Origin of the sequence: Kitasatospora sp. NPDC056531, assembly GCF_042794375.1 — a bacterium.
In the GTDB taxonomy this organism is placed as follows: domain Bacteria; phylum Actinomycetota; class Actinomycetes; order Streptomycetales; family Streptomycetaceae; genus Kitasatospora.
Window position 1 is genome coordinate 59,219 of record NZ_JBHTTU010000010.1, and the last position, 23,400, is coordinate 82,618.

General features: G+C 72.1%; 19 protein-coding genes, 1 tRNA gene and 3 pseudogenes. 10 read left to right on the forward strand and 13 right to left on the reverse strand.

The window, feature by feature from the left end:
- Positions 1–28: 28 nt before the first annotated feature.
- From ACFQ87_RS12660 to ACFQ87_RS12670, 3 genes are all read right to left on the reverse strand, one after another.
- Positions 29–1,525, reverse strand: a complete 1,497-nt coding sequence (locus tag ACFQ87_RS12660) for a S28 family serine protease (RefSeq protein ID WP_380610681.1) — start codon at positions 1,523–1,525, stop codon at positions 29–31.
- A gap of 253 nt (positions 1,526–1,778) precedes the next feature.
- Positions 1,779–2,720, reverse strand: coding sequence for a trypsin-like serine peptidase (locus ACFQ87_RS12665; RefSeq protein WP_380610682.1), 942 nt, complete (start codon positions 2,718–2,720; stop codon positions 1,779–1,781).
- A gap of 141 nt (positions 2,721–2,861) precedes the next feature.
- Entirely contained in the window at positions 2,862–3,491 is a 630-nt protein-coding gene (locus ACFQ87_RS12670; protein ID WP_380610683.1) for a TetR family transcriptional regulator, read from the reverse strand.
- Between the two features lie 132 nt (positions 3,492–3,623).
- On the opposite strand from ACFQ87_RS12670, the gene ACFQ87_RS12675 reads away from it, so the two are divergent.
- From ACFQ87_RS12675 to ACFQ87_RS12685, 3 genes are all read left to right on the forward strand, one after another.
- Positions 3,624–3,779, forward strand: coding sequence for a hypothetical protein (locus tag ACFQ87_RS12675; protein WP_380610684.1), 156 nt, complete (start codon positions 3,624–3,626; stop codon positions 3,777–3,779).
- Between the two features lie 61 nt (positions 3,780–3,840).
- Positions 3,841–4,191, forward strand: a complete 351-nt coding sequence (locus tag ACFQ87_RS12680) for a DUF4190 domain-containing protein (RefSeq protein ID WP_380610685.1) — start codon at positions 3,841–3,843, stop codon at positions 4,189–4,191.
- Between the two features lie 226 nt (positions 4,192–4,417).
- Positions 4,418–5,269 carry a metallophosphoesterase family protein gene (locus tag ACFQ87_RS12685; RefSeq protein ID WP_380610795.1) on the forward strand — a complete coding sequence of 284 codons (852 nt, stop codon included), beginning with the start codon at positions 4,418–4,420 and terminating at the stop codon, positions 5,267–5,269.
- A gap of 130 nt (positions 5,270–5,399) precedes the next feature.
- On the opposite strand, the pseudogene ACFQ87_RS12690 reads toward ACFQ87_RS12685, so the two are convergent.
- From ACFQ87_RS12690 to ACFQ87_RS12705, 4 genes and pseudogenes are all read right to left on the reverse strand, one after another.
- Positions 5,400–6,071, reverse strand: a pseudogene (locus ACFQ87_RS12690) (RNA-guided endonuclease InsQ/TnpB family protein); the annotation flags it as partial.
- Between the two features lie 102 nt (positions 6,072–6,173).
- Complete coding sequence (locus ACFQ87_RS12695) at positions 6,174–8,708, reverse strand: ATP-dependent Clp protease ATP-binding subunit (protein WP_380610796.1); 2,535 nt, start codon at positions 8,706–8,708, stop codon at positions 6,174–6,176.
- Positions 8,709–8,865: 157 nt separating this feature from the next.
- On the reverse strand, positions 8,866–9,570 hold the full coding sequence (locus ACFQ87_RS12700) for a VIT family protein (RefSeq protein ID WP_380610686.1): 705 nt from the start codon (positions 9,568–9,570) through the stop codon (positions 8,866–8,868).
- A gap of 591 nt (positions 9,571–10,161) precedes the next feature.
- Entirely contained in the window at positions 10,162–10,590 is a 429-nt protein-coding gene (locus ACFQ87_RS12705; RefSeq protein WP_380610687.1) for a hypothetical protein, read from the reverse strand.
- A gap of 318 nt (positions 10,591–10,908) precedes the next feature.
- Here ACFQ87_RS12705 and ACFQ87_RS12710 point away from each other — a divergent pair.
- From ACFQ87_RS12710 to ACFQ87_RS12720, 3 genes and pseudogenes are all read left to right on the forward strand, one after another.
- Positions 10,909–10,971 (forward strand): annotated as a pseudogene (locus ACFQ87_RS12710) (hypothetical protein); the annotation flags it as partial.
- A gap of 85 nt (positions 10,972–11,056) precedes the next feature.
- Positions 11,057–11,224, forward strand: a complete 168-nt coding sequence (locus tag ACFQ87_RS12715; protein ID WP_380610688.1) for a helix-turn-helix domain-containing protein — start codon at positions 11,057–11,059, stop codon at positions 11,222–11,224.
- A pseudogene (locus ACFQ87_RS12720) lies at positions 11,224–11,421 on the forward strand (site-specific integrase); the annotation flags it as partial. The gene ACFQ87_RS12715 and the pseudogene ACFQ87_RS12720, both read left to right, overlap by 1 nt.
- Before the next feature lie 142 nt (positions 11,422–11,563).
- Here the strand turns inward: ACFQ87_RS12720 and ACFQ87_RS12725 are convergent.
- Positions 11,564–11,638 (reverse strand) — tRNA-Val (locus ACFQ87_RS12725).
- A gap of 207 nt (positions 11,639–11,845) precedes the next feature.
- Here ACFQ87_RS12725 and ACFQ87_RS12730 point away from each other — a divergent pair.
- Positions 11,846–13,216 (forward strand): hypothetical protein, encoded by a 1,371-nt coding sequence (locus ACFQ87_RS12730; protein ID WP_380610689.1) that lies wholly within the window; start codon positions 11,846–11,848, stop codon positions 13,214–13,216.
- Between the two features lie 86 nt (positions 13,217–13,302).
- Entirely contained in the window at positions 13,303–13,521 is a 219-nt protein-coding gene (locus tag ACFQ87_RS12735) for a zinc ribbon domain-containing protein (protein ID WP_380610690.1), read from the forward strand.
- Here the strand turns inward: ACFQ87_RS12735 and ACFQ87_RS12740 are convergent.
- The 3 genes from ACFQ87_RS12740 to ACFQ87_RS12750 are packed head-to-tail and all read right to left on the reverse strand — an operon-like array spanning position 13,518 to position 18,069.
- Entirely contained in the window at positions 13,518–14,360 is an 843-nt protein-coding gene (locus ACFQ87_RS12740) for an HAD family hydrolase (RefSeq protein WP_380610691.1), read from the reverse strand. The genes ACFQ87_RS12735 and ACFQ87_RS12740 overlap by 4 nt on opposite strands.
- Entirely contained in the window at positions 14,360–16,822 is a 2,463-nt protein-coding gene (locus ACFQ87_RS12745) for a phosphoribosyltransferase (RefSeq protein ID WP_380610797.1), read from the reverse strand. The genes ACFQ87_RS12740 and ACFQ87_RS12745 overlap by 1 nt, the downstream gene beginning before the upstream one ends.
- Positions 16,823–16,875: 53 nt before the next feature.
- Positions 16,876–18,069 carry an HpcH/HpaI aldolase/citrate lyase family protein gene (locus ACFQ87_RS12750; protein ID WP_380610692.1) on the reverse strand — a complete coding sequence of 398 codons (1,194 nt, stop codon included), beginning with the start codon at positions 18,067–18,069 and terminating at the stop codon, positions 16,876–16,878.
- Between the two features lie 351 nt (positions 18,070–18,420).
- Here ACFQ87_RS12750 and ACFQ87_RS12755 point away from each other — a divergent pair, with 351 nt between their 5' ends.
- Entirely contained in the window at positions 18,421–19,656 is a 1,236-nt protein-coding gene (locus ACFQ87_RS12755) for a TerD family protein (protein WP_380610693.1), read from the forward strand.
- Positions 19,657–19,746: 90 nt separating this feature from the next.
- On the opposite strand, the gene ACFQ87_RS12760 is transcribed toward ACFQ87_RS12755, so the two are convergent.
- Entirely contained in the window at positions 19,747–20,493 is a 747-nt protein-coding gene (locus tag ACFQ87_RS12760) for a Tellurium resistance (protein WP_380610694.1), read from the reverse strand.
- 389 nt (positions 20,494–20,882) lie between these two features.
- Here ACFQ87_RS12760 and ACFQ87_RS12765 point away from each other — a divergent pair, with 389 nt between their 5' ends.
- The gene (locus ACFQ87_RS12765) at positions 20,883–22,085 is read left to right on the forward strand and encodes a DUF2637 domain-containing protein (RefSeq protein ID WP_380610695.1); all 1,203 of its coding nucleotides are present in this window, start codon (positions 20,883–20,885) and stop codon (positions 22,083–22,085) included.
- Between the two features lie 77 nt (positions 22,086–22,162).
- Here ACFQ87_RS12765 and ACFQ87_RS12770 read toward each other — a convergent pair whose 3' ends face one another.
- Positions 22,163–23,254 (reverse strand): DUF475 domain-containing protein, encoded by a 1,092-nt coding sequence (locus tag ACFQ87_RS12770; protein WP_380610696.1) that lies wholly within the window; start codon positions 23,252–23,254, stop codon positions 22,163–22,165.
- Positions 23,255–23,400 lie beyond the last annotated feature (146 nt).

Genomic DNA, 23,400 nt, shown 5'->3' on the forward strand with positions numbered 1-23,400 from the left:
TGCTGGACTGCTGGACTGCTCCTGAGCGCTACAGCGGGCGGCGCTCCTGCTCCAGCCGCTGGCCCTCGATGTCGAGCGGGCCGAAGGGCGGCACCAGCTGCGGCGACTTGGCCAGCGAGCGCGCGGTGCCCTGATCGCCGGCCAGGCCGGCCCACTCCAGCACCTTGGCGGTCGCCTCGGCCGACTCGTCGGCCGGCAGCTTGCTGATGTTCGAGCCGTGGTTGCCGCCCGGGACGGTGTAGACGTAGCAGTCGTCGCTGCCCCGGCCCAGCTCGAACGGCTTGGCGCCCCACGGGTCGTTGCCGCCGTAGACGAAGATGATCCGCTCGGCGTGGTGCTTCACCCAGCGGTCGATGTCGGGCATCGCCTTCGGGTTGAAGGTCGTCGGGATCTCCTTGGGCACGTACGCGCGCGGCGCGTACAGCTCCTTGTAGTCGTAGTGCAGGAGGTCCTTCAGGTACGAGACGTCGAAGAACGGCGCACCGAGCTCGGTCGCAGCTTGGTAGTAGTACGCGGTGTACTTCGACAGGCCCTGGTCGCTGGCGCTGGTCACGCCTTCCTGCGCGTCGAACCACTTGTAGATCTCGTCGTCGGTCGCGGTGGCCGCCACCGGGACCTTGGCGCAGTCGGACTCCATGCTGTACTGCCAGAAGCCCCAGACCACGTCGAGCACGCTGCCCTCGTAGGCCCGGTCCACCGAACCGATCACGTTGAACGTGGAGCCGGCGGCCTTGTTGTCGGCCTCGAAGCGCGGCTCCAGCCGGTCCCGGCGCACCAGCAGCTCGCGCTGGACGGCGTCGAGCGCGGCCCGGCACTCAGGAGTGCCGACGTTCTGGAAGAACTCGGTGTAGGCCGAGTAGTCGTTGACGTCGGTGTTGTTCGGCGCGACGTAGGCGATCGTGCCCGCCACGTCGTCCGGGTAGAACCGGCGGTAGTAGGTGGAGGACATGCCGCCCTTGCTGGCGCCGGTGGAGAGCCACTCCTGCTGGTAGATCCGCTTCAGCGCGGTCACCAGCTCGTGCGAGTCGGCGGCCTGCTGGCGGATGCCGGCCTTGGACCAGTCGGCCGGCTCGGGGCGGGAGGGGGTGAAGTAGCGGTACTCGATGGAGATCTGGTTGCCGTCCACCAGCCGGGTCGGCTCGGTGCGGGACGGGCTGGTGCCCAGCGTGTAGCCGTTGGTGTAGAAGACGGTCGGGCGGTCGTAACCGCGGTGCAGCACGCTGAAGCGCTGCTGGAAGGTGCCCAGCCAGGGGCGGAAGTGGTCGATCGGCTGGGTGTAGGTGGCCAGGAAGTAGCGGTGGCCGGTGGTGGTCGGCTTCTCCTCGGTGATGGTCACCCCGGGGATCGCCGCCAGGCGGTCCTTGATGTCGGCGTTCGGGTCGTCGGCCGGGCTGCGGCCGTGGGCGGCGCCGGCCGTCTCGGCGCCCTGGCCGGCGGCGGCGGAGGCCGGGGTGGCCAGGCCGCCGATCGCGAACAGCGGTATCAGCAGGACGGAAACCAGCAGTCTTCTCAGCTTGGTGGTCATCAACTCTCCATCTGGTCAACGAACATGACAGCTGCCTCGTCGGCACAACTCTGCGGTGCGGGTGGTGCGACGGCCGCCTCGTGGACGGCCGAATGGACCACCCGCCTGGTCGCGGGTGGTCCATCGGGGGAAGGTGCTGGTCAGTGGGGTTGCCTCGGTTCCGTCGGCTGCTCGGGGTGGTCGCCCGCTGATGGGGTGCGCGCGGGCTGGTCAGGACTCACGGACGGGGCGCGCCTGCGGCCGGGGTTCGGCCCTACGGACGGGCCAGGGTGCAGCCCGGGAGGGTCAGGTCGAAGCTGTTCCCGGCGCCGAAGCAGGCCGGGATGATGTAGGTCTCCTGGGCGTAGCCGATGCCCTGGTGGACCGTCACCGCGCCGGCCTGGTCGACCTCGCACGGGTTGTCGAGGGTGCAGGACTCGCCGTTCTCGTTGATCGTGTTGTTGACGGCGACGACCTGGCCGGTGTTCGCGTCGACGACCGGCGAGCCGGAGGTACCGCCGATCACGTTGCAGCCGGAGGTGTAGCGGACCGAGTCCTTGAACGTCCAGTCGGCTTCCTTGAGCTGGTAGGCGAAGCCGTCGATCGAGCAGGAGTAGATCTGCTTCCAGTAGCCGGAGACCACCCGGATGTCGGCGCCCTGGACGGGGTGGTCGGCGGAGACGGTCAGCGGGGAGATCCCGGTCTGGGACTGGATCGCGTCGTAGCTGGAGTCGAGCTGGTAGATCGTCACGTCGGTGTCGGTCATCGCGCTGTAGACCACCTTGGTGGCGGTCAGCGTGGCGACCTCACCGGCGGAGCCGTCGAGCAGAGTGAAGGTGCGGCTGGACGGCTGATTGACGATCACCTGACCGGGGCCCGGCATTCCGGTCTCCAGACAGTGGCCGTTGGTGAGCACGAGCGCCGGGTCGCTGCCGGTCGAGCCGGGCATCCGGACCAGCGAGCCCGAGCAGTTGCTGAGCGCGACCGTGCCGCTGAAGTCGACGGCGTCGAGGGGCCGGGCGGCGGCCCTGGTGCTCGCGGCCCTGGTTTTCACGACCTTGGCGTTCGCGGCCTTGGCGTTCGCGGCCTCGACGTTCGCGGCCTCGGCGACCTTGGTGATCGTGTCGGCGGCGGCCTGGGCCGGGACGGCCCCGGTCAGCACGGTGGCTCCGGCGACCAGGACCGCGGCGAGCAAGCCTATGAGCGGCTTCTTCATGAGAGACCTCTCGGTGTGGGGGTCCCCTAAAATTGTCGTGGACATGACGATATGTCAAGGGGTCCGCCATCACGGAGTGGTCATTCGGCACACTAGGGCAAGCGGTCGGGCACCGTCAGGGGTTCCGGCCGACCCGCACGGTCAACTCCCTTGCCAGTGATGCCGACCGAGACTGATCAGGCGCAGCTGGAGCCGGGCCGTGGCGGCGATCCGCCGCTCGCGGTCGGGATCCGCCTCCTGAGCCTCCAGGAAGGCGGAGGCCGTCGACACCATGTGGTCCACGTACAACTCGGCGAGCATCCGCAGATCCTGCTCGCTCCACCCTCGCGAGACCGGCTGGAGCGCCAGGGCGGAGCCCACCTCGGCGGCGAAGCGGCCGAGTTCCGCGTCGATCGCCTCGCGCACCTGCCGGACCCCGCCGTGTCGCTCGCGCGCCAGGAAGCGCACGTGCGACCGGTGTTCGCGGACGTGCTGCTGGATCACGCCGACCGCCCGGTCGATCAGCTCCTCGGCGCCGCCGGCCTCGGCGAGCACCGAACGGATCATGACGTGCAGGCTGGCCAGCGACTCCTCGACCAGCGCGACGCCGAGTGCGGCGAGGTCCGGGAAGTGCCGGTAGAAGGCGGCCGGAGACAGCCCGGCCTCGCGGGTGACCTCGCGGACGCCCAGGCTCGCCAGGTTCTGATCGGCCAACAGGTGCAGCCCGGCATCCAGCAAGGCCCGCCGACTCTGCTGCTTCTGGGCCTGTCTGGCCCCTACGGTGTGACTCACGCCATTCAGTAAACAGTCGTTTGCCGAACTTGGCCAGCCGGGCGTACAGTGGTGCCCGAAGTCAGTGAACACTTGTCAACCGAAACACAGCCGAAACCGGCGCAGCCGCACCCGCAGCTGAAGGAGTCAGCCGTGATCCTGTTCTCCGCCCTGGTCGCCATGGGCGTCCTGATCGGCACCGCCGCCCACCTGCCCCTCCCGGTCTTCCTCACCGCCGCCGCCGCGATCACCGCCTGGCTGCTCGGCTTCGGCGCCCGCGAGGGCATCGCCCGCCTGCGGCACCGCTGACCAGGCCGCTCCGGCCACTCCAGCCGACCCGTCCACTCCGCCGAGAGGACCCGCCACCGCCATGAGCACCGTCACCGAAAGCGCCGTCACCCAGCGCGCTGCCACCGATCGCGCCGCAAACCGAGCTGCCACCGACCGTCAGGGCACCAGCATCCAGGGCGCCGACCGTCAGGGCACCGCCGAGGCCGACAACCTGGCCATCGCCTCCTTCCTCCTCGGCCTCCCGGGCCTGCTGCTCTTCAACATCGTCCTGGGCCCGATCGCCATCACCCTCGCCACTCTGGCCCTGGTCCGTGGCACCAGCCGTCGCGGACGCGCCTTCCTCGGCCTGGCCCTCGGCATCGCCTCCCTCGTCATCCTCGCCGTCACCACCGCCACCTCCCACGGTGTGCTCATCGACATCAGCTCCTGAGTCCACCCCTGGGACCCTCCTCCGGGGCCCACCTCTTAGGCCCACCCCAGAGGAGTGCTGCTTGAGGTCCGCCCCTGAGCGGGCCTCAACCCCTTGTCTCAGCCCTCGAACAGCCGATCCCGTCAACCCCGCCCACGACCCTGGACGGCCACGTAGGGTGGCCCCATTGGCCGGGTGAACACAGGGGGCAGGAGTGACTACCGAGATCCACAGCGACGCACAGCTGATGCGCACCGGGGCGGGCGGGCGGCTGCTCGCGGTGAGCGATCTGCACATCTCCTACCAGGAGAACCGCGACCTGGTGGAGAAGCTCCAGCCCACCCACCCCGACGACTGGCTACTCGTCGCCGGGGACGTCGGCGAGCTGACCACCAGCATCGAGTGGGCGCTCGGCCTGCTCGCCGAACGCTTCGCCCGCGTGGTGTGGGCGCCCGGCAACCACGAGCTGTGGACCCACCCCGAGGACCCGGTCCAGCTCCGCGGCGTGGCCCGCTACGAGCACCTGGTGGAACTGTGCCGCGGCCTCGGCGTCGTCACCCCCGAGGACCCGTACCCGCTCTGGCAGGGCGCCGGAGGCCCCGTCCGCATCGCCCCGCTCTTCCTCCTGTACGACTACTCCTTCCGCGCGCCCGGCACGACCACCAAAGAGGAGTCCCTGGCGGCCGCCTACGAGAGCGGCATCGTCTGCGCCGACGAGCGGATGCTCCACCCGGACCCGTTCCCGGACCTGGACTCCTGGTGCCGCGAGCGCGTCCGGCTGACCGAGCAGCGGCTCGCGGCCTGCGACCCGGACGTCCCGCTCGTCCTGCTCAACCACTACCCGACCGTCCGCCACCCCACCGAGGTGCTCTGGTACCCCGAGTTCGCCCAGTGGTGCGGCACCGAGCTGACCGCCGACTGGCACCGCCGCTTCAACACCGCCGCGATGATCTACGGCCATCTGCACATCCCGCGCAAGACCAACTACGACGGTGTCCCCTTCGAGGAGGTCTCGCTCGGCTACCCGCGCGAGTGGCGCAAGCGCGGGCTGCCGGACCCGCTCCTGCGGGAGGTGTTCCTGCAGGCCGCGGTGGACTGATCCTCGGGGGCCTCCTCGGGCGCAGCGGTGCCGCGTACGACGTCGGGGGTGGCCACCTGGCACCACCGCCCCCGGGAACGTCCCTACAGGCATGGCAGGTCTGCGACGTGTACGCGGGATTCACCAGGACCACGGTGGTCCCGGTGGTGCGCGCCGCGTTGCGCAGCGCGCGTTCGAGAATGTGCCACCCCTCGTCCCGGATGGCCCGGTTCAGCCCGGATTTCTGTCGCACGTTGCGGCCGGGCTGCTCAACCGTCCCAGCCGCGCTGGCGGTCATGTTGCGGGTGCGGAGGTCTTCCAGCGCCACCACGGCATGACAGGCAGTCAGTTCCGCTGCGGTCTGCGAGCAGAAGTCGGCGCGCCGGTTGCGGACCCGGCCGGTGATGGCCTTGATCTTCGCCACAACCGTGCGGCGGCGGTTGCTGCCGGGCCCGCAGCGGGCGAGCTGCTGTTGCAGGCGGCACAGCCGCTTCACCTCGCCAGCGGTGGTGTACGCGCGGTCGTGGAATGAGCCGTCACTGGTGGTCGCGGCGACCTTGACGCCCCGGTCCACTCCGATCGCCGTGTCCGGCATCGCGTGCCGCTCGGGCGTGGGCTTTCCATCCTCCACCAGGAACGCCACGAACCAGTGCCGCCCTTGGCGTGTGACAGTCGCCGAGCGCACCTCGCCACCGAGTGACCGGCAGATGTCACCGAACGCCTCGCACAACACGGCCTGTTCAGCCGTGAATTCAAGCCGGTACCTGCGGCCGGACAATATCGCGGAACACCCCCTTCGATTGCCGAGGCGAACACAGAACACGTCACTGACAATGCGGCGACCTGCGCCGCTACGCGCCCTCCACCAGTGGCGTTCGGGCGCACTCCCGCTGGAGTACGCCCGAACCGAACACCCGGTGAATGCTCAGCCCTCCGCAGTAGCGGCCTTCGCCTTCGCCTCTGCCTCCTCGAAGGTCGCCGACGCCTCCGGCCGCGCCAGCGACACCGCCAGCTCCCCGTCGCTCACGTCCGCGATCAGCGTGTCCCCCTCCCGTACGGTGCCCTCCAGCAGCAGGTTGGAGATCCGGTTGTCCAGCTCCGACTGGATCGTCCGGCGCAGCGGCCGCGCCCCGAACTCCGGCTGGTAGCCCCGGTTGACCAGGAACTCCTTGGCCGCCTCGGTGACCTCCAGCTGCACGTCCTGCGCCCGGAGCCGGCGCCGGGTGCGCTCCAGCAGCAGGTCGACCACCGACACCAGGTCCTTCCGGGTGAGCGCGTGGAAGACGATCACCTCGTCGATCCGGTTCAGGAACTCCGGCCGGAAGTGCTGGCGCAGGTCCCGCATCAGGTCGTCCCGGATCTCGTCGACGTTCCCCGCGTGGTCCAGGATCCGCTGCGAACCGATGTTGCTGGTCATGATCACCACGGTGTTGCGGAAGTCGACCGTACGCCCCTGGGAGTCGGTGAGCCGTCCGTCGTCCAACACCTGGAGCAGCAGGTTGAAGACGTCCGGGTGCGCCTTCTCCACCTCGTCGAAGAGCAACACGCTGTACGGCTTGCGGCGCACCGCCTCGGTCAGCTGCCCCGCCTCCTCGTAGCCGACGTACCCGGGCGGGGAGCCGACCAGCCGGGAGACGGTGTGCTTCTCCTGGAACTCGCTCATGTCGAAGCGGATCATCCGGTCCGGATCGCCGAACAGCAGCGCCGCCAGCGCCTTGGCCAGCTCGGTCTTGCCGACGCCGGTCGGCCCGAGGAAGAGGAAGGAACCGGTCGGCCGCTCCGGGTCGCCCATCCCGGCCCGGCCGCGGCGCACCGCCTGGGCGACGGCGGTGACCGCCTCGTCCTGGCCGATCACCTTCTCGTGCAGGTGCTCCTCCAGCTTGAGCAGCCGCTCCTTCTCGGTCGCGTTCAGCTCGGCGACCGGGATGCCGGTCCGGGAGGACAGCACCTGGGCGATGTCGTCGGCCGTCACGTCGACGACCTCCTCGCGGGACTCGGCGATCGCCGCCAGTTCGTCCTCGGTCTGCCGCAGCTCGGTCTTCAGGTTGGCGGCCCGCACGAACTCCTCGTCCGCGACGGCCTCGTCCAACTCCCGCTTCAGCTTGGTGATCCGGTCCTGCACCGAGGTGGCCTCGGTGGAGCCGCTGAGGCTGCGCAGCCGCACCCGCGCGCCGGCCTGGTCGAGCAGGTCGATCGCCTTGTCGGGCAGGAAGCGGTCGCTGATGTACCGGTCGGAGAGCGTCGCCGCCGCGTCCAGTGCCTCGTCGCTGAACCGCACCTGGTGGTGCGCCTCGTACGCGTCGCGCAGTCCCTGCAGGATCTCGATCGTCTCCTCGACGCTCGGCTCCGGCACCAGCACCGGCTGGAAGCGGCGCTCCAGCGCGGCGTCCTTCTCCACGTGCTTGCGGTACTCGTCCAGCGTGGTCGCCCCGACCACGCTCAACTCGCCGCGCGCCAGGGCCGGTTTGAGGATGTTGCCGGCGTCCATCGAACCCTCGCCGCCACCGCCCGCGCCGACCACGGTGTGCAGCTCGTCCAGGAACAGGATCACGCTCTTCTCGGCCGCCGTGACCTCGTCGATCACCTTCTTCAGCCGCTCCTCGAACTCGCCCCGGTACTTGGAGCCGGCCACCAGCGCGGTCAGGTCGAGGGTGACCACCCGCTTGTCCTTGAGGCTCTGCGGCACGTCCCCGGAGACGATCCGCTGGGCCAGGCCCTCGACGATCGCGGTCTTGCCGACGCCCGGCTCGCCGATCAGCACCGGGTTGTTCTTGGTCCGCCGGGAGAGGATCTCGACGGTCTGCTCGATCTCCTCGGCCCGCCCGACCACCGGGTCCAGCCGGCCCGAGCGCGCCGCCTCGGTGAGGTCCTGCCCGTACTCGTCCAGCGTCGGCGTCTCGCTCGGGTGCGCGCCCCCGCTGCCGCGCTCGCCGCCGGTGCCGCGCCCCTCCAGCACCGACTTCAGCGCCTCCTGCGAGGGCGCCGCGTTGCGCAGCGCCGTACCCGCACCCGAACGCTCCTGCTCCAGCAGCGCGCCGAGGATGTGCTCCGGGCCGATGTACGAGGCGCCGACCGCCTGCGAACGGGCGTGCGCGGCCAGCAGCGCGCGCTTGGCCGAGGGGGTGAGTGCGGGCCGCCCGGCCAGCGACTCCGGGTTCCCGGACGGCAGCGCGTGCTCCAGGTCCCCGGACAGCTCGTCCGGGTCGATGCCCGCGCGCTCCAGCATCCGCCGGGAGGGCTCCACCCGGGTGGCCGCCCAAGCCAGGTGCGCGGTGTCGAGGTCACTGCTCCCGTCCTCGGCCGCGCGCTGGGCGGCGAACGCCAGCAGCTCCTGCGAGGACTCGCTGAGCAATCGCCCGATCGGCACCCTCTGCACGGCGGGCGGGGAGGCCATCGGGCTCATCCCGAAGAACCGGCTGAGCAGGTCGGAGAACGGGTCGTTCGATCCGAACGGGGGCATGGTCACGGCGGTTCACCTCTCCCAAGCGGTTTGCAGCCACACAAACACAGGGCGCGTCCGCCCGCCTGTCGAGCGCATCAGCCGGTGACGTCGCCACCCCGTTCCGCCGTTACCCGGCGACGATGTCACCCCGTGAGGGCGTCATCCCGTGAGGCCGTCATCCCGTGAGGGCGTCCAGCAGCACGCCCCCGCTGTACGTCACCGCCATCGCCAGCAGCCCGCCCGCGACGTTGCGCGCCACCGCCCGCCCCGGACCGGCCCCGCCCAGCCGGGCACTCGTCCAGCCCGACCCGGTCAACGCGAGCACCACCGCCGCCGCCGTCACCCCCAGCCGCCACGACTCCGGCGGCAGCATCACCGCCAGCAGCGGCACCAGGGCGCCCAGCGTGAACGCGGCCGCGCTGGCCAGCGCCGCCTGCCAGGGGTTGGTCAACGCCTCGGGGTCAATGCCGAGTTCGGTCTGCGCGTGGGCCGCCAGCGCGTCCCGCTCGGTCAGCGCCGCCGCCACCTCCCGGGCCAGGCCGTCGGTCAGCCCGCTGTCCCGGTAGTAGTCGGTCAGCTCGTCGAGCTCCCCCTCCGGATCCTCCGCCAGCTCGCGCTGCTCCTTGGCCAACGCGGCCCGCTCGGTGTCCCGTTGGGTGCTGACCGAGACGTACTCGCCGACCGCCATCGACATCGCCCCCGCCAGCAGCCCGGCCACCCCCGCCGCGAGCAGCGCGGTACGGGAGCCCGCCGCGCCCGCCACCCCGGTCACGATGCCCGCCGTGGAGACCACACCGTCGTTGGCGCCCAGCACGGCCGCCCGTAGCCAGTTCAGCCGCGCCGACAGCTCCGCCCGGCTCTCCCCCAGCTGCTCCGCCATCCGCCCACCGCTCCCAGGGGTCCGTGCACCGCGCTCAGGGGTCCGTACGGTCCCCCCGTTCCTCGCCCGGCCCCTCCGGCCCCGCCACCCGCGACCGTACGTCGGCCAGCAGCTTGTCCAGCAGGCCGCCCAGAGTCTCGCCCTCCCACCCTGCCCCGGAAAGCCCGCCCGAGTCGGCGGACGGCGAGGGCTGGAGGCGCTTTCACGTTCACGCGCTCCTGACCTACACCCTTCCCGTGATCTTTCAGGGGGAGTTCCGGGGACACACTCGTGTGGCGAGGCTTCAGTGAGGCCGTCCGAGACCGTGGCGGGACTGCGGGAACGGCTGCGGCCCAGGTCGGGATCATGCTCCTGACCTGGGCCGCAGCCTGCGTTTCAGCTGTTCACGGGGTGGGCGCGGACGGTTTCGAACCGCCGACATCCGCCTTGAAAGCTCGTTCGACCTTTCGGGCGGGCTCAGCGAAGCCGCACGCGCCGCCGGCTCGCAAGGAGTCGCCTCACTCCAACCGGAGTGACCTGTTCCTGACGCGCGATCGGCCGGCTCCACCCCGACCAGGCTCCCCACCGCTGTTCCCTTGGCCTAGCGGAAGGTCAGCACGTGGTCTTTCCGGCAGCGCAGTAGACGTAACCGGTGGACCCGGCGTAGGCCGCTGCTACGACGGCCGCACGGTGGGCCACCCTCACGGCACGAGCAATGGCGTAGTAGGCGTCGTCGTCGTAGTAGCCGTCGAAGTAGTAGCCGTAGTCGTACCTGTAGGCCCCGTCGACGGCCACCCAGTGGGCGACGTTCGCGGCACGGGCAACGGCATAGAAGGCGTCCTCGGCGGCGCGGACGGTGGCAGCGGCGCTCGGGGCGCCAGTGGCGTTGCGCGCGTTGGTGTCCGTGTCACCTGCCGGGGCTGAGGCGACGCCGTTTCCGGGGGCGGACAGCGCCTCCGCCGGTGCTGCGGCGCCGACGGGTATACGCCCGGACGGGACGGCGACGGCCGGTACAGCGGCAGCCAGAACCCCGCCCAACACAGCGGAAACCACACCTACCCGCACAGCGCGGAGTGAACACCCTCTCATCGCCAAACCCTTCCACTCTTCCACGAAGCACATCGGGAGACGGGCACCGGGCGCCAGCACGACGACCGCGCTTGGGAAATCGCCGGTCACACCGTCACAGGCGGACTGCCTGCTCCTCCACTGTCAAATACCGCGCCCGCCCCCGCCATCCACGCCACCCATCCGGGGCCCGATCCTGGGCCCGAACGGGGCCGGCCGTGATCACGGCCGAGCCGGTGAGCCGCGAGGTATCCGGGCGACTACGCCCGCCTCCTGACGGACCTGCGGGACATCCTCGGCGGCGCCGAGCGGACGGTCAGCGCCGAACTGCCGGGCAGGCTCGCCGAGTTGGAGGACACGCCGTGGGCCTACCTCGGCGGCAAGCCCATCACTGCCCGCGCCCTCGCCAAGACTCGGCGACTACGTCACTGCCGACGACGTGACCGCGCCCGAGGTCAAGGCCGCCCTCCGAATGAGCCGCAGCAAGGTCTACGACCTCATCCGTTCCAAGACACTCGTCAGCTTCACCGAAGGCAGCTGCCGACGGATCGCCGTCGACAGCCTCTCCGACTACATCCACACCAAGACCGAGGAGAACCGCCCCTGATGGCCCGCAAGAAGAACCCGAACGGCGCCGGCAGCATCTGGCAGCGCAAGGACGGCCGCTACGAGGGACGCGTGTACGTCCCGCAGCCCGACGGCACCCTCAAGCGCAAGACCGTCCACGGCGACACGTGGAAGGAGTGCGACGCCGAACGCCAGGAGCTGGTGAAGCGCACCCGGGACGGCGTCCCCACCGGCACGTCTCGGAGGACACCCGGCGAGAGGCGCTCGAGCCCATGGACCGCCTCCTCAAGAGGCGCCGCAGGACGGACTGACATCAGCCGTTGCTGTCAGTCGTTGCAGTCAAAAGGCCCGCAGCATGATCGCTGCGGGCCTTTTGCGCTGGTGGGCGCGGACGGTTTCGAACCGCCGACATCTGCTTTGTAAGAGCAGCGCTCTACCACTGAGCTACGCGCCCCCGTTCGTGGCCCGACGGGCGCACGACGAGTGCCTAGGGTACCTGGTCCCGGGAGGTGGTGGTGGCGGGGGCGGTCGGCGGGGTGGCGGGGCGGGAGTACTGGCGAGCCCGGAGAGCGGGGGAGGGCACGGGACCGGGGTGCCCCTGGGCCGGGGGTATCGGGAAGAATGGGCGCGACCAGCGGGTAGTCGGAGCAGGGAGCACGCAGTGGCGGTGGCCGGCGGGAGCGGGCGGCGGGGGCGGCGTCGGGTGGCGGGGGCCGTCGGGGATGCGCTGGTGCTGCCGGTGGTGCTGGCCGGGGCGTTGGGGGCGGTCGCGCTGGCGTCGGCCGGGAGTGGCGGCTGGTGGGGCCGGCGTGGCGGCGGGGAGGGTGTGCGGGCGGAGGCCAAGGAGGCCCGGGCCGCGGCGCAGGAGGCGTTCTACGAGCTGGACGAGACGCAGCGCGAGGTGAAGCTCGCGGTGGAGACCGTGCGCGCCGCCGAGGACGACGCGACGGCGCAGCGCGCGCTGGCCGAGCTGCCGGCGATCTCCGGCCGGGTCGAGCAGGTCACCGTGAACTACCTGGCCGCCCTGGACGCCCACGACCTCGACAACGAGGCGCTGGACGCGGGCGCCGCCGCCCAGGCCCGACGCCTGTTGGAGGACGTGAAGGGCCAGCTGGGCTCGGCCCGCGCCGAGCTGAACGACTTCCTGCGCCGCCTGCAGCCGACCCTCCAGCACGCCGAGCAGCAGCTGATGCGGGTCACCCCGGCCGTCGAGCAGGCCAAGCGCGCGCTGCTGGGGGCCACCACCACGCTGGACGAGGTGCGCGGCGCCGGCCTGCGGGCGGACGAGCTGGCGGCCCGGCTGGCCGAGCTGGCCCCGGAGCTGGGGCGGCTGAACGAGGGCCCGGCCCGGCACGGCGTGGCCGCCACGCTGCGCCGCGCCGACGAGGTGCGCCAGCGCGCCGAGGCGATCACCGCCGACGCCGCGCAGCTGCCGGAGCGGGCCCGGGAGCTCGACCGGCGGGTGTCGAGCCTGCGGACCCGGATCCAGGCGCTGGAGACCAAGGCCGCGACGGTGGAGCCCGCGCTGAGCGAGTTGCGCCGCCGGTTCAGCACGGCCTGCTGGCAGGACCTCCAGCGGGTGCCCGAGCAGGTGGCGGAGACCGGCCGCGCCGCCGAGCGCAAGCTCGCCGAGGCCGCCCGGGCCCGGGACGAGCAGCGCTGGGCGGACGCCACGGCCGCGATCGGCACGGTCCGCGCGCTGCTGGAGACCGCGGACGGCTCGGTGCTCGCCGTGAACGAGCGGCTGCGCCAGCTGAACGAGGTGCAGCACGACCCCAACCGGGAGATCGAGCGGGCCCGTTTCGCCGTCCGGGACGCGCAGCGCCTGGCGATGGCGGGCCGCAGCGCGCCGGACGCGCGGCACGCCGCCCCGCTGGACGAAGCGGTGGCCCGGCTGGACCGGGCGGTGGCGAGCCTCCGGGCGGCCGGCCGGCACCCGGACTACTGGCACTTCCTGACCGAGCTGGCGGCGGTCCGGGAGACGGCGGCACAGGTGATCGGCATGATCCGCGGCGATCTCGGCCATCGGTAACACCGGTAAGACCGGTAACACTGACAACCGGCCCATCGACCACTCACCAGGCCACCGACCACACCGCCCATCGGTACCCTGCCGGTATGCCACGTTATGACTTCCGCTGCCGCTCCTGCGGCGCCACCTTCGAGCTCAGCCGCCCGATGGCGCAGGCCAACGACCCCGCCGTCTGCCCGGAGGGCCACCAGGACACGGTGAAGCTGCTGTCCACCGTCGCCGTGACCGGCGCCGCCGGCGCCACCGGAGCCGCGCCGCAACCGGCCTCCGGGGGCGGCTGCTGCGGCGGCGGCTGCTGCGGTTAGTCCGTAAGCGGCCGGGCGGCGGCGGCCAGGAACCGACGGACGATCTCCTCCCCCGCCGCCACCCCCACCTCCGACAGGGCGGTGACGCCGGGGGCCGTCCACCCGTTGTCGGCCAGTTCGCCGTGCCCCGGCCGCCAGGCGGCGTCGGCGGCGAGCAGCAGGTCGGCGTCCAGCAGCGAGTCCCCGGCCGCGAGCACGGTGCCCGCCCCGCCGCGCCGGACGGCCTCGGCGAGCGCGGCGCTCTTGCCGAGCGGCTCCGGCACGGCGTACACCTTCCGTCCCTGCAGCGAGACCCGCCAGCCGCGTTCGGCGCACCAACCGGCCAGCTCGGCCAGCCAGCCGTCCGGGAGCCGGTCGCGCTCGACCACCAGGTAGGCGAACGACTCGTCGGCGACGCGCCGCTTGCGCGTCCACTCCGGGTCGGCGCACAGCGCGAGCTGCCGGACCACCTCCTCCAGCGGCGCCGAGCCGGCCGCGATCCGCGCGGTGATCTCGCGGCGCCAGTCCTGGTCCGGCTCGCCGTCCACCAGCAGTTGTCCGCCGTTCGCGCAGATCGCGTAAGTCGGCGTCGGGCCGGGTAGGTTGACCCGCCGGTACTGCTCGACGGTTCTCGTCGTCGCGGGGACGAACGCGGCCTCGCGCCCCAACTCGACCAACAGCGAAGCCGCCCGCTCGGTCAGGAAGGACAGCGGCCGCCCGTCCAGCACCTCGACGCAGAGCAGCCGTGGCGCCAGCCGGTCCGGGACGTCCAGGGCCAGGGCCCGGTCGGAGTAGATGAGCGTGCGGTCCAGGTCGCTCGCGACCAGCACGTCAGCCGTAGCCGTAGCCGTACCGCCCATCAGGACTCCTTCCCCGTCACGGCCCGACCGCTCGCCCCGGTCGCGCCCCGACTGTAGCGGGGGTGGATCAGGCCGACACAGGTGTACGGCAGTCCTTCCACCTCCTCGACCACGACGCCGCGTTGGGCCGCGAGCAGCCGCACGTGGTCGAGGTCGGCACCGGCGCCGCGCCGGGCCAGCACCCGCCAGGGGACGCGGCGCAGCAGCACCCGGGTGGTCTCGCCGACGCCGGGCTTCACCAGGTTGACGTCGTCGATCCCGTACTCGGTGCTGATCCGTTCCACGGCGGCCCAGCCGGCCCAGTCGGGCGTACGGTCCGGGTCGGCGGCCAGCCGCTCGGCTTCCCCGACGGCGGCGGCGGAAACCGAGGCGAAGCACCCGGCCACGGTGTCCAGGAAGGCGGCCGAGACATCGCCGCCGGCCAGCTCGGCGTAGTGCTTGGCCCCGTGGAAGTCCGCCGGCCCGATCAGCCCGGCTCGCAGCACGGTGCGCGAAACCAGCCCGGACACCGTGGAGTTGAGACAGGCGGACGGGATCAGGAAGTCGTCCCGGGTGCCGTACGTCCGGACGCAGCGGCCCGGGTCGGCGAGCACCGCGAGGTCGGGGTCGAAGCCGGTGCCGACCAGTGCGTCGGCGAGTTCGCGGGTGATCGCGCCCTTGCCGGTCCAGCCGTCCACGAAGACCACGTCCGCCGCCCGGTGGTGGGCGGCGAGGTAGCGCAGGGCGACCGGGTCGACGCCCCGGCCGCGGACGATCGACACCGCGTAGTGCGGGACGTCGAGGCCGTGGGCGAAGGCCAGCCAGCGGCGGATCAGGATGCCGACCGGCGTGCCGGCCCGGGCCAGCGAGGCGAGCACCAGTCCGGGCCCGCGCTCGCGCAGCAGCGTCTCGGCGACGGTGCCGACGGCGAGCGCGATCCGGTCGGCGGAGCCGCGCAGCGCCTGGTGGAACAGCTCCTGGTACTCGGGGCTGGGCCGGTACTCGACCGGCAGCGACTCGGCGTAGTGGGCGCCGCCGTTCTGGACGGCCTCCTCGCGCTCCTCGGTGGGGGCTTCGAGCGGGACGTCGGAGAGGTCCTTGAGCAGCCAGGCCACCTCCTCGGGGCGGTACGAGGAGAACTCCGGCCCGTACAGCGGGGTGGGGAGCGCCGGCCGGTGCGAGGGCAGCACCGCGAGCACCACGCGGTCGGTGACCTGCCGCAGCTGGCGCAGCAGCGCACGCTCCCCCTGGTGCAGGGCCGGGGTGTCGGCGACGTCGTCCACCACCAGCACCACGGCGTCGAAGCGGCGGGCCCGGTCCGTACCGGGGGCGACGTTGTAGACGTAGCGTTCGCGTGAGGCCTCGTCCCGCGGGTCGTCGTGGGCGGGGAAGGCCAGCCGGGTGCGGATGGCGTAGCCGGGGTCGTCGACGGCGAGGACGGGCGAGCGGGTGGTGGTGGAGTAGCGGACGCGGTCGCCGCCGAGCCGCTGGGCGAGCGCCTCGGCCAGCCGCAGTGGGGCGTACATCAGCTCCTCGAAGCCGAGCACCAGCACCCGCTCCGCCGTAGCTGGTACGGCCTGCGCCAACTGCCCGGCCAGCGCGGGAAGTACGGCGTCGAGCCGCTCACGGTCGCGGGCGGTGAAGCCGTGCCGGCCGCCGTCCGGGAGCCCGGCGGGCCAGTCCAGTCGGACCCGGACCAGCGGGGCGGGGTCGACCGCCGCGGGCACGACGGCCGGGGGCACCGAAGCGATCAGCTTCTCGGCCCGCTCGACGATGTCCCCGGGCAGGTCGACGCCGCCGCTCGCGGTGGCCACCACGTCCAGCCGGACGCCGAGTTCGGCGGCGGCCCCGGCGAGCCGGGCCCGGTCGTCGGCCGAGCGCAGGTCGACCAGGGCGACGACGACGTAGTGGCCGCGCGGGTGGCGGGCGTGCAGTTCGCGGACGGTGTTGAGGACCGTCCGGCCGGTCGAGAGCTCGTCGTCCACCAGCACCAACGGGCCGTCCCCGGCGAGGAGTCCGGGGTCGCTGGGGAGCAGCAGGTGGGCGGTGGCGTGCGAGTGCTCCTCCTCGAAGCCGCCGAGCGGGGCGATCCCGGGGACGGGTCGGCGGGTGGAGTGCAGGTACGGGGCGTCGAGGCCGTCGGCGACGCTGTGGCCGAGGCCGGTGGCGGTCTCCGCGTAGCCGAGCACGACGGCCCGCGCGGCCGCCTCGGCGCCGAGCAGGTCCGCCACCCGACGGCCGAGTTCGAGCCCGGCGCCGTGCACCACGGCGGGCCGCTGGGGGACGTGCTTGCCGAGCACGCTGGAGACCAGCAGGTGGGCGCGTCGGGGGTTGCCGGACCGCAGGGCCAGACCGACGAGTTCGGGCAGGCGCTCCGACCCGCTCAGCGCTATCCCGGCCCGGTCGGCGACCCAGCGCCCGGTCCACGTCTGCTCTGCTGTGGTCACTGCTGGTCCCGCCTTCGATGGTGCTTGTCGGATCATGTGCATCAGATAGTGGTCAGCCACACAGAGGGGCGGTCCACACGGGCAGGCGGTCAGCCGCACAGGCAGGCGGACAGCAGCTCCGCGAAGCTCACGTCCTCCCGGGCCACGCCGAACACCTCCGCCCGCAGCAGCACGCGCTCCGCCCAGGCGCGGTGCGGCCTGGCCTCGTTCATCTTGTTGGTGTACGCCGAGCGCAGTACCCCGCCGCCGCCCTGCTCCTGGCGGAGGATGTCGCGGGCGTCGCAGTACTCCTCGTGCGTGACCACGGAGAGCGCGTGCACCGCGGGGACGTGGCTGGGGTGGATGCAGGTCTTGCCCAGCAGGCCGTTGGCCCGATCGAGTTCGACCTCGCGGATCAGCCCGTCCAGGTCGTGCTCGATGATCCGGCGGCGGACCTCCTCCCCGGAGGCCAGGGCCGTCCCGCCGGAGGCGGTGAACGGGGTGCGGCGCAGCTGCGGCTTGAACATCCGCTCCTGCACCGGGAAGTACTCCCAGACCGGCCCGGTCACGGTGTACCCGGTGCCGTCCGCCCGGCCGAGCACGTTGACCACGTCCCCGATCACCGAGGCGACCAGCGCCACGTCGTACGCGGTGAGGTCGGGCGAGCGGCGCAGCCCGTACGCGGAGCACAGGTCGGTGACGCCGAGCCGGACGGCGAGCACCCGCTCGCGGTGCCCGGCGAGCAGCTCGGCGATGCCGAAGAGCTGTTCCCTCCTGGTCTCCAGGTGGGCCAGTTCGGGCGACTCCAGGACGGGCATGGCGAACAGCCGCCGCCCGGTCGCGGCCTCGGCGGCGGCGAGCGCGGCCAGGTAGGCGCCGCCGCCCCCGGGGGTGAACTTGGGCAGCACGAAGCCGCTGAGCAGCGAGACGGCCGGGCCGAGCCGCTCGGCCAGGTCGGGGATCTGGGAGGCCGTGCGAACCCTGATGAAGAGGAGCGGGTGATCCTGTGCGCTGTCGGTGAAATCATGAACCAGGTCAGCCAACTGCTCGACCAGGTTCCGCTCCCCCGCGTCGACCTCGTGGTCGGCGATCGCGTCCTCCAGGCACAGCACCATCGAGACCACGCCCCGAGCCGCCTGTTTGCGGATGTCGGCGGCCAGTGCGGGCCTGGTGGCGGGGCTGTAGAGGGTGCCGCCGAGGGCGGTGGCGAGCACCGCGGGCTCGCTCTGCGCGGTGAACGTCCGCGGCTGCTCCAGGAACAGCCGGGCGCGGACGTCGTCGGCGAGGTGGCCGAAATGGCGCAAGGTGCTCTCCTCGGGGGTGGACGGCCTCCGGCCAGCGGCTCTACCTGGACGTTTCACCTGGAGGCGCCATCGGCGGACTCCCCTCCGCCGGGCCCCCGGGGGCCTTTCGAACGCCCATCGTACGGACGGTTTCCGGCCGTTCCCGGTTCCTGGGCACTGAACTCCCGGAACATCCCGGGGCGTCGGGATCCGCCCGAACGATCACCGGATGACGGCTCGGCGATCCGGCACGGAGGCGACGAAGACGGCGGCAAACCTCGATCCGACGCAAGTCTTGGCAAAGCCCGTCCCCACCGCGGCGGTCCCGGTCACGTTGTCCGAAGGGGTGGCGAACAGGCAGGATGGTCCGCTATGACGCACGTGATGGCCAAGGGCGCCAACATCGCACTGCCGGCGGCGGCGGTCCGCGCCGTGCTGCGCTGGAGCGCCACGCCCGGTGCGCCGGACGTGGACGCGTCCGCGCTGCTGCTCGGCGCCAACGGCAAGGTCCGTTCGGACGCCGACTTCGTCTTCTACAACCAGCCGCGCCACCCCTCCGGACTGGTGCGCCACCTGCCCAAGCAACACACCTCCGGCGGCGCCGAGATCATCGACACGGTCGAGGTCGAGCTGGCCAAGCTGCCCGCCGACGTGGACCGGGTGGTACTGGCCGGCTCCTCCGAGGGCGGGCCGTTCCGGGCCGTCCCGGGGCTGCGGCTGCTGCTGTTCGACGCCACGACCGGCGAAGGCGCGCCCCCGGTCGCCGAGTTCGCGATCGTCGACGCCGAGAACGTCTCCGCGCTGGTCGCGGGCGAGCTCTACCGGCGCAGCGGGACCTGGAAGTTCCGGGCGATCGGCCAGGGCTACACCTCCGGGCTGATCGGCCTGGCCACCGACTTCGGCATCACCGTGGACGACGAGGCGGAGGCCGCCGTGTCCGCGCCGACGCCGCCCCCGGCGCCCGCGTCCACCGCCAGCCCCACCGGCGCGGTCGACCCGCGCGCCACCCCGCTGCCGGAGCAGCGCCCGGCGGCCCGACCCGAGCCGGGCACCTTCACCCTGTCCCCGGCCGTCCCGACGCCCCAGCCCCCGGCGCAGCCTCAGCACCCGGCGGCCCAGCCGCAGCACGCCCCGGCAGCGGCCGCGAGCGGTGCGGCGACCCCGCCGCCCGCCGCACCGCCGACCCCGCCGCCGCCCACGGCCTCGCCGACCGTGACGCCCCCGCCGGCGGCCCCACCCACCGCGCCCCCGAACGTCCCGCCGGCGCCGCCCGCGCCGCCGACCCAGCCGGGCACCGGCTACGGCTACCCCCAGCCGCAGCCCGGCACCGGGTACGGCTACCCGCAGCAGCAGCCCGCGACCGGCTACGGCTACCCGCAGCCCAACCAGCCGTACCCGCCCGCACCGCCGGCCCCGCAGCCGGGCACCGGCTACGGCTACCCCCAGCCCAACCCACCGCACCAGCCCGTCCCGCCGCAGCCGCACCCGGGCGCCGGCTACCCGCCGCACCAGCCCGGCACCGGCCAGCAGCCGCCCGTCCCGCCGCAGGCCCCCGCCGGCGAGGAGTTCGCCCTCCCGCCGCAGGGCCCGCAGTTCCAGCCCCGCTAGCCGGCACCCGCCGCGGGGCCCGCACTCCGGGCCCCGCCGGCCGGCAGACCCCCGACGGCGGGGCCGCCCTGAACGGCCCCGCCGCGAGGCTCAGTCCCCCGGCTGGTTCTTGTACCCCCGCTGCCACTGCATCCCGAACCCGTACAGCCGGTCGATGTCCGCCTGGAACCCGTTGACGTACCGCACCTCGCGGCGCACCGTCAGCTGGTTGTCCCCCGCGTTCTCGATCAGCACCACCGCGCAGGAGCGCGCCGCCCGGGCCCGCTCGTCCAGCTTGATCTCGATCCGCGGCCCGGTCTGCGGCACGATCGTTATCACCGCGTGGGTCTGTTCGAAGGCCGGGGTCCCGTCGTAGATGTAGACGAAGATCAGCAGCCGCTTGAACTTGTCCTTCTTCTCCAGGTTGACGTACATCGTCTCGCCGGACGGCGCCCCGTACTGGTCGTCGCCGCTGAGCTTGATGTACGGCGGCTCCCGCAGGTCGCCGAAGAACTCGCCGAGCGGCTGCACCACGCCCCTGCTGCCGTCCGAGAGTTCGTACATGCAGGCCAGGTCGAGGTCGACGTTCAGCTGCTCGTTGCTCCCGGGCGAGTCCGGCTCCAGCGGGCTGAGGATCCGCGGGCTGAAGAAGCGCTTGACGGTCTCCCGGGTGCTCGGCCGGACGGCGCCCGAGCGCATGGTCCAGTGCAGGTTGACGTAGAGGTAGCCGGTGGTGGCGGCCGAGCCGGTGATCGCGTGCTGCGGCGCCGACTTGGTGAGTGTGACCTTGTGCTGCGCGCCCGGGTTGTCGAAGGTGTAGCTCTTGTCCCCGCGCAGGTACTCCCAGATCGAGACCATCCCGTCCTCTCCCCCTGCCTCCGTCCGGCGATCCGACGATCCACCGGCGACGGTCCGCCGGTCGACCATCCGCCGGTCCATGATCGGGCATCACTCCGGCCGGCGGATACCAGAACCTCCCATTTCCCTACCCCGCAGGGCGGTTCGCGCCCATCCTCGACGCGAACCGGTGGGTCGATTGGCCCGTGGAAGCCGCCCTCCCGTAACATTCCGCCCCTTCGGACGCGATATCGTCTAGCCGCACAGGCGTCCCGTCCGCCCCTGCGCGGGCGGCTGGGCACGCCGTGCGGAGACGAACTAAGCGTCAGGCAGCGCCCGCACGACGGGGCCTGACCGCCTGTGTCGCACCGTGAACCTGTCCCCTGCGGAAACCCGAGGCCCGACCCGCAATGAACCTGACCTCCATACAGTTGGTCTGGACCGTCGTCGGCGGCGTAGCCCTGCTGTTCGTCGCCGTCCTGCTGGCGACGCTGCGCTTCAAGAGCACGAAGAAGGACGAGGCGGCCGACTCCTGGGAGCGCAACGAGGAGCGCCGCCGCCGCAAGGAGATGATCTACGGCATCGCCTCGTACACCCTGCTGTTCGTCTGTGCCGGTGTCGCGGCCGCGCTGTCCTTCCACGGCCTGGTCGGCTTCGGCATCGAGAACCTCGGCCTGTCCGGCGGCTGGGAGTACCTCGTCCCGTTCGGCCTGGACGGCGCCGCGATGTTCTGCTCGGTGCTCGCCGTGCGCGAGGCCAGCCACGGTGACGCCGCGCTCGGCTCCCGCCTGCTGGTCTGGGTGTTCGCGGTGGCCTCGGCCTGGTTCAACTGGGTGCACGCCCCGCGCGGCCTGGGCCACGCCGGCGCCCCGCAGTTCTTCTCCGGCATGTCGATCTCGGCGGCGATCCTGTTCGACCGCGCGCTCAAGCAGACCCGCAAGGCCGCGCTGCGCGAGCAGGGCCTCGTCCCGCGCCCGCTGCCGCAGATCCGCATCGTCCGCTGGCTGCGCGCCCCGCGCGAGACCTACGCGGCCTGGTCGCTGATGCTGCTGGAGAACGTCCGCAGCCTGGACGAGGCGGTCGAGGAGGTGCGCGAGGAGCGCCAGGCGAAGCTGGACGCCAAGGTCCGCGCCCGCACCGCCGACCGCCGCGAGCGCGCCGAGCTGAAGGCCATCTCCCGCCAGGGCGGCATGCTCGCCCGGGCCCGCGGCGGGCGTCAGGTGCCCGCGCTCACGGCGGCCGGAGACGGCCCGAGCGCTACGGAGCCTGCCCTAGCCGCCAGGGACGACAGCGCCACCTCCACCCCGAAGACCTCCACCGACCGCTTCACCGGCGACTCGTTCGAACCGGCCGCCCTGGACGCCGGCCGCCGCCCCCGGGCCGCGGTGAGCTCCTCCTACTCCTCCTCCTACTCCTCGTCGTCCTACTCGTCCTCGTCGGACTACTCCTCGTCGGACTACTCCTCGTCGGCGTACTCCTCCTCGACCGGCGACTCCGCCTCGACCCGTCGCAGCTCGACCGTCGACCTGACGGCCGACGACGACACGCTGTCGATGCCGAAGCTGGACTCGCTGGAGCGCAAGCTGCGCGCGATCGAGCAGCAGCTGGGCTGACGGACCCCGCGCCACGGGAACAACGCGAACGGCCGCCCCCGGAACCCCGGAGGCGGCCGTCGCGCTTGCCCGGCGGGCTAATTGCTGCCGACCAGTTCCTTCTCCTCCGCCGCGCCCTCACGCCGGTTGCGCAGGACGGACGACCCGAGCGCCAGCCCGATGAAGGCGACGCCGATCAGGCCGGTGACGATCTCCGGGATGTGGTACTTGATCCCGACCAGCAGGATCACCGCCAGCGCGCCGATCGCGTAGTGGGCACCGTGCTCCAGGTAGACGTAGTCGTCCAGGGTGCCCTTGCGGACCAGGAAGACGGTCAGCGAGCGGATGTACATCGCGCCGATGCCGAGGCCCAGGGTGATCTGGAAGATGTCGCTGGAGATGGCGAACGCGCCGACCACCCCGTCGAAGGAGAACGACGCGTCCAGCACCTCCAGGTAGAGGAACAGGAAGAACGCGGCTTTGCCGGCCACCTGGACGACCGACTTGCCGGCCTTCTCGGCCTCCTCCTCGCGCTCGGCCTCCTCCTCCAGCCCCGATTCGAAGATCGAGGAGAGGCCGCCGACCGCCAGGTAGGTGATCAGACCGAGCACACCGGCCAGCAGAACGGTTTCAGCGTGCTCCGCGGCGAAGAAGCGGGAGGCCACCACCAGCGCGACCAGGGCGACGACGCTGGACAGCGCGTCCAGCTTGCCGACCTTCTCCAGCGGACGCTCCAACCAGCTCAGCCAGTTGTGCTCCTTCTCCTCGAACACGAAGTCGAGGAAGATCATCAGCAGGAAGACGCCACCGAAGGCCGCGATGGCCGGGTTGGCCGCCTCCAGGTACTGGCCGTAGGTGAGGCCGTCGTGGGTCTTGTCGGAGTGCAGCGCGAGATCGATCACCGTCGCCGGGCTGAGCTTCGCGGTCAGCCCGACGACCAGCAGCGGGAAGACCAGCCGCATCCCGAAGACGGCGATCAGCACGCCGACCGTCAGGAAGATCTTCTGCCAGTACGGGTTCATCCGCTTCAACACCGTGGCGTTGACCACCGCGTTGTCGAAGGAGAGGGAGATCTCCAGGATGGAGAGGATCAGCACGATGCCGAAGCCTTGGGCTCCCCAGAGCAGTCCGGCTGCGATCAGGCCGATGACGGTGATCGCGAACGACCAGCCGAATGTGCGGAGGAACACGGGAGTTGGCTACCTTTCGGGATTCTGGCCGTGCCGGGGTCGGCCTCGTCCCGAGACGCCTGACCGGGCCGGGGCCCGGTCAGGTCACCCCCGCACTGCCCTCTGTTCTCATGATCGTTGGTCGGGTGCGATAAGTCCGATTTATT

Coding starts and splice junctions, on each gene's coding strand:
- ACFQ87_RS12740 (WP_380610691.1), bottom strand. CDS start 14,360: ATGGGCGGTACGGCTACGGCTACGGCTGACGTGCTGGTCGCGAGCGAC.
- ACFQ87_RS12755 (WP_380610693.1), top strand. CDS start 18,421: ATGACGCACGTGATGGCCAAGGGCGCCAACATCGCACTGCCGGCGGCG.
- ACFQ87_RS12760 (WP_380610694.1), bottom strand. CDS start 20,493: ATGGTCTCGATCTGGGAGTACCTGCGCGGGGACAAGAGCTACACCTTC.
- ACFQ87_RS12685 (WP_380610795.1), top strand. CDS start 4,418: ATGCGCACCGGGGCGGGCGGGCGGCTGCTCGCGGTGAGCGATCTGCAC.
- ACFQ87_RS12745 (WP_380610797.1), bottom strand. CDS start 16,822: ATGATCCGACAAGCACCATCGAAGGCGGGACCAGCAGTGACCACAGCA.
- ACFQ87_RS12735 (WP_380610690.1), top strand. CDS start 13,303: ATGCCACGTTATGACTTCCGCTGCCGCTCCTGCGGCGCCACCTTCGAG.
- ACFQ87_RS12695 (WP_380610796.1), bottom strand. CDS start 8,708: ATGCCCCCGTTCGGATCGAACGACCCGTTCTCCGACCTGCTCAGCCGG.
- ACFQ87_RS12765 (WP_380610695.1), top strand. CDS start 20,883: ATGAACCTGACCTCCATACAGTTGGTCTGGACCGTCGTCGGCGGCGTA.
- ACFQ87_RS12680 (WP_380610685.1), top strand. CDS start 3,841: ATGAGCACCGTCACCGAAAGCGCCGTCACCCAGCGCGCTGCCACCGAT.
- ACFQ87_RS12700 (WP_380610686.1), bottom strand. CDS start 9,570: ATGGCGGAGCAGCTGGGGGAGAGCCGGGCGGAGCTGTCGGCGCGGCTG.
- ACFQ87_RS12665 (WP_380610682.1), bottom strand. CDS start 2,720: ATGAAGAAGCCGCTCATAGGCTTGCTCGCCGCGGTCCTGGTCGCCGGA.
- ACFQ87_RS12660 (WP_380610681.1), bottom strand. CDS start 1,525: ATGACCACCAAGCTGAGAAGACTGCTGGTTTCCGTCCTGCTGATACCG.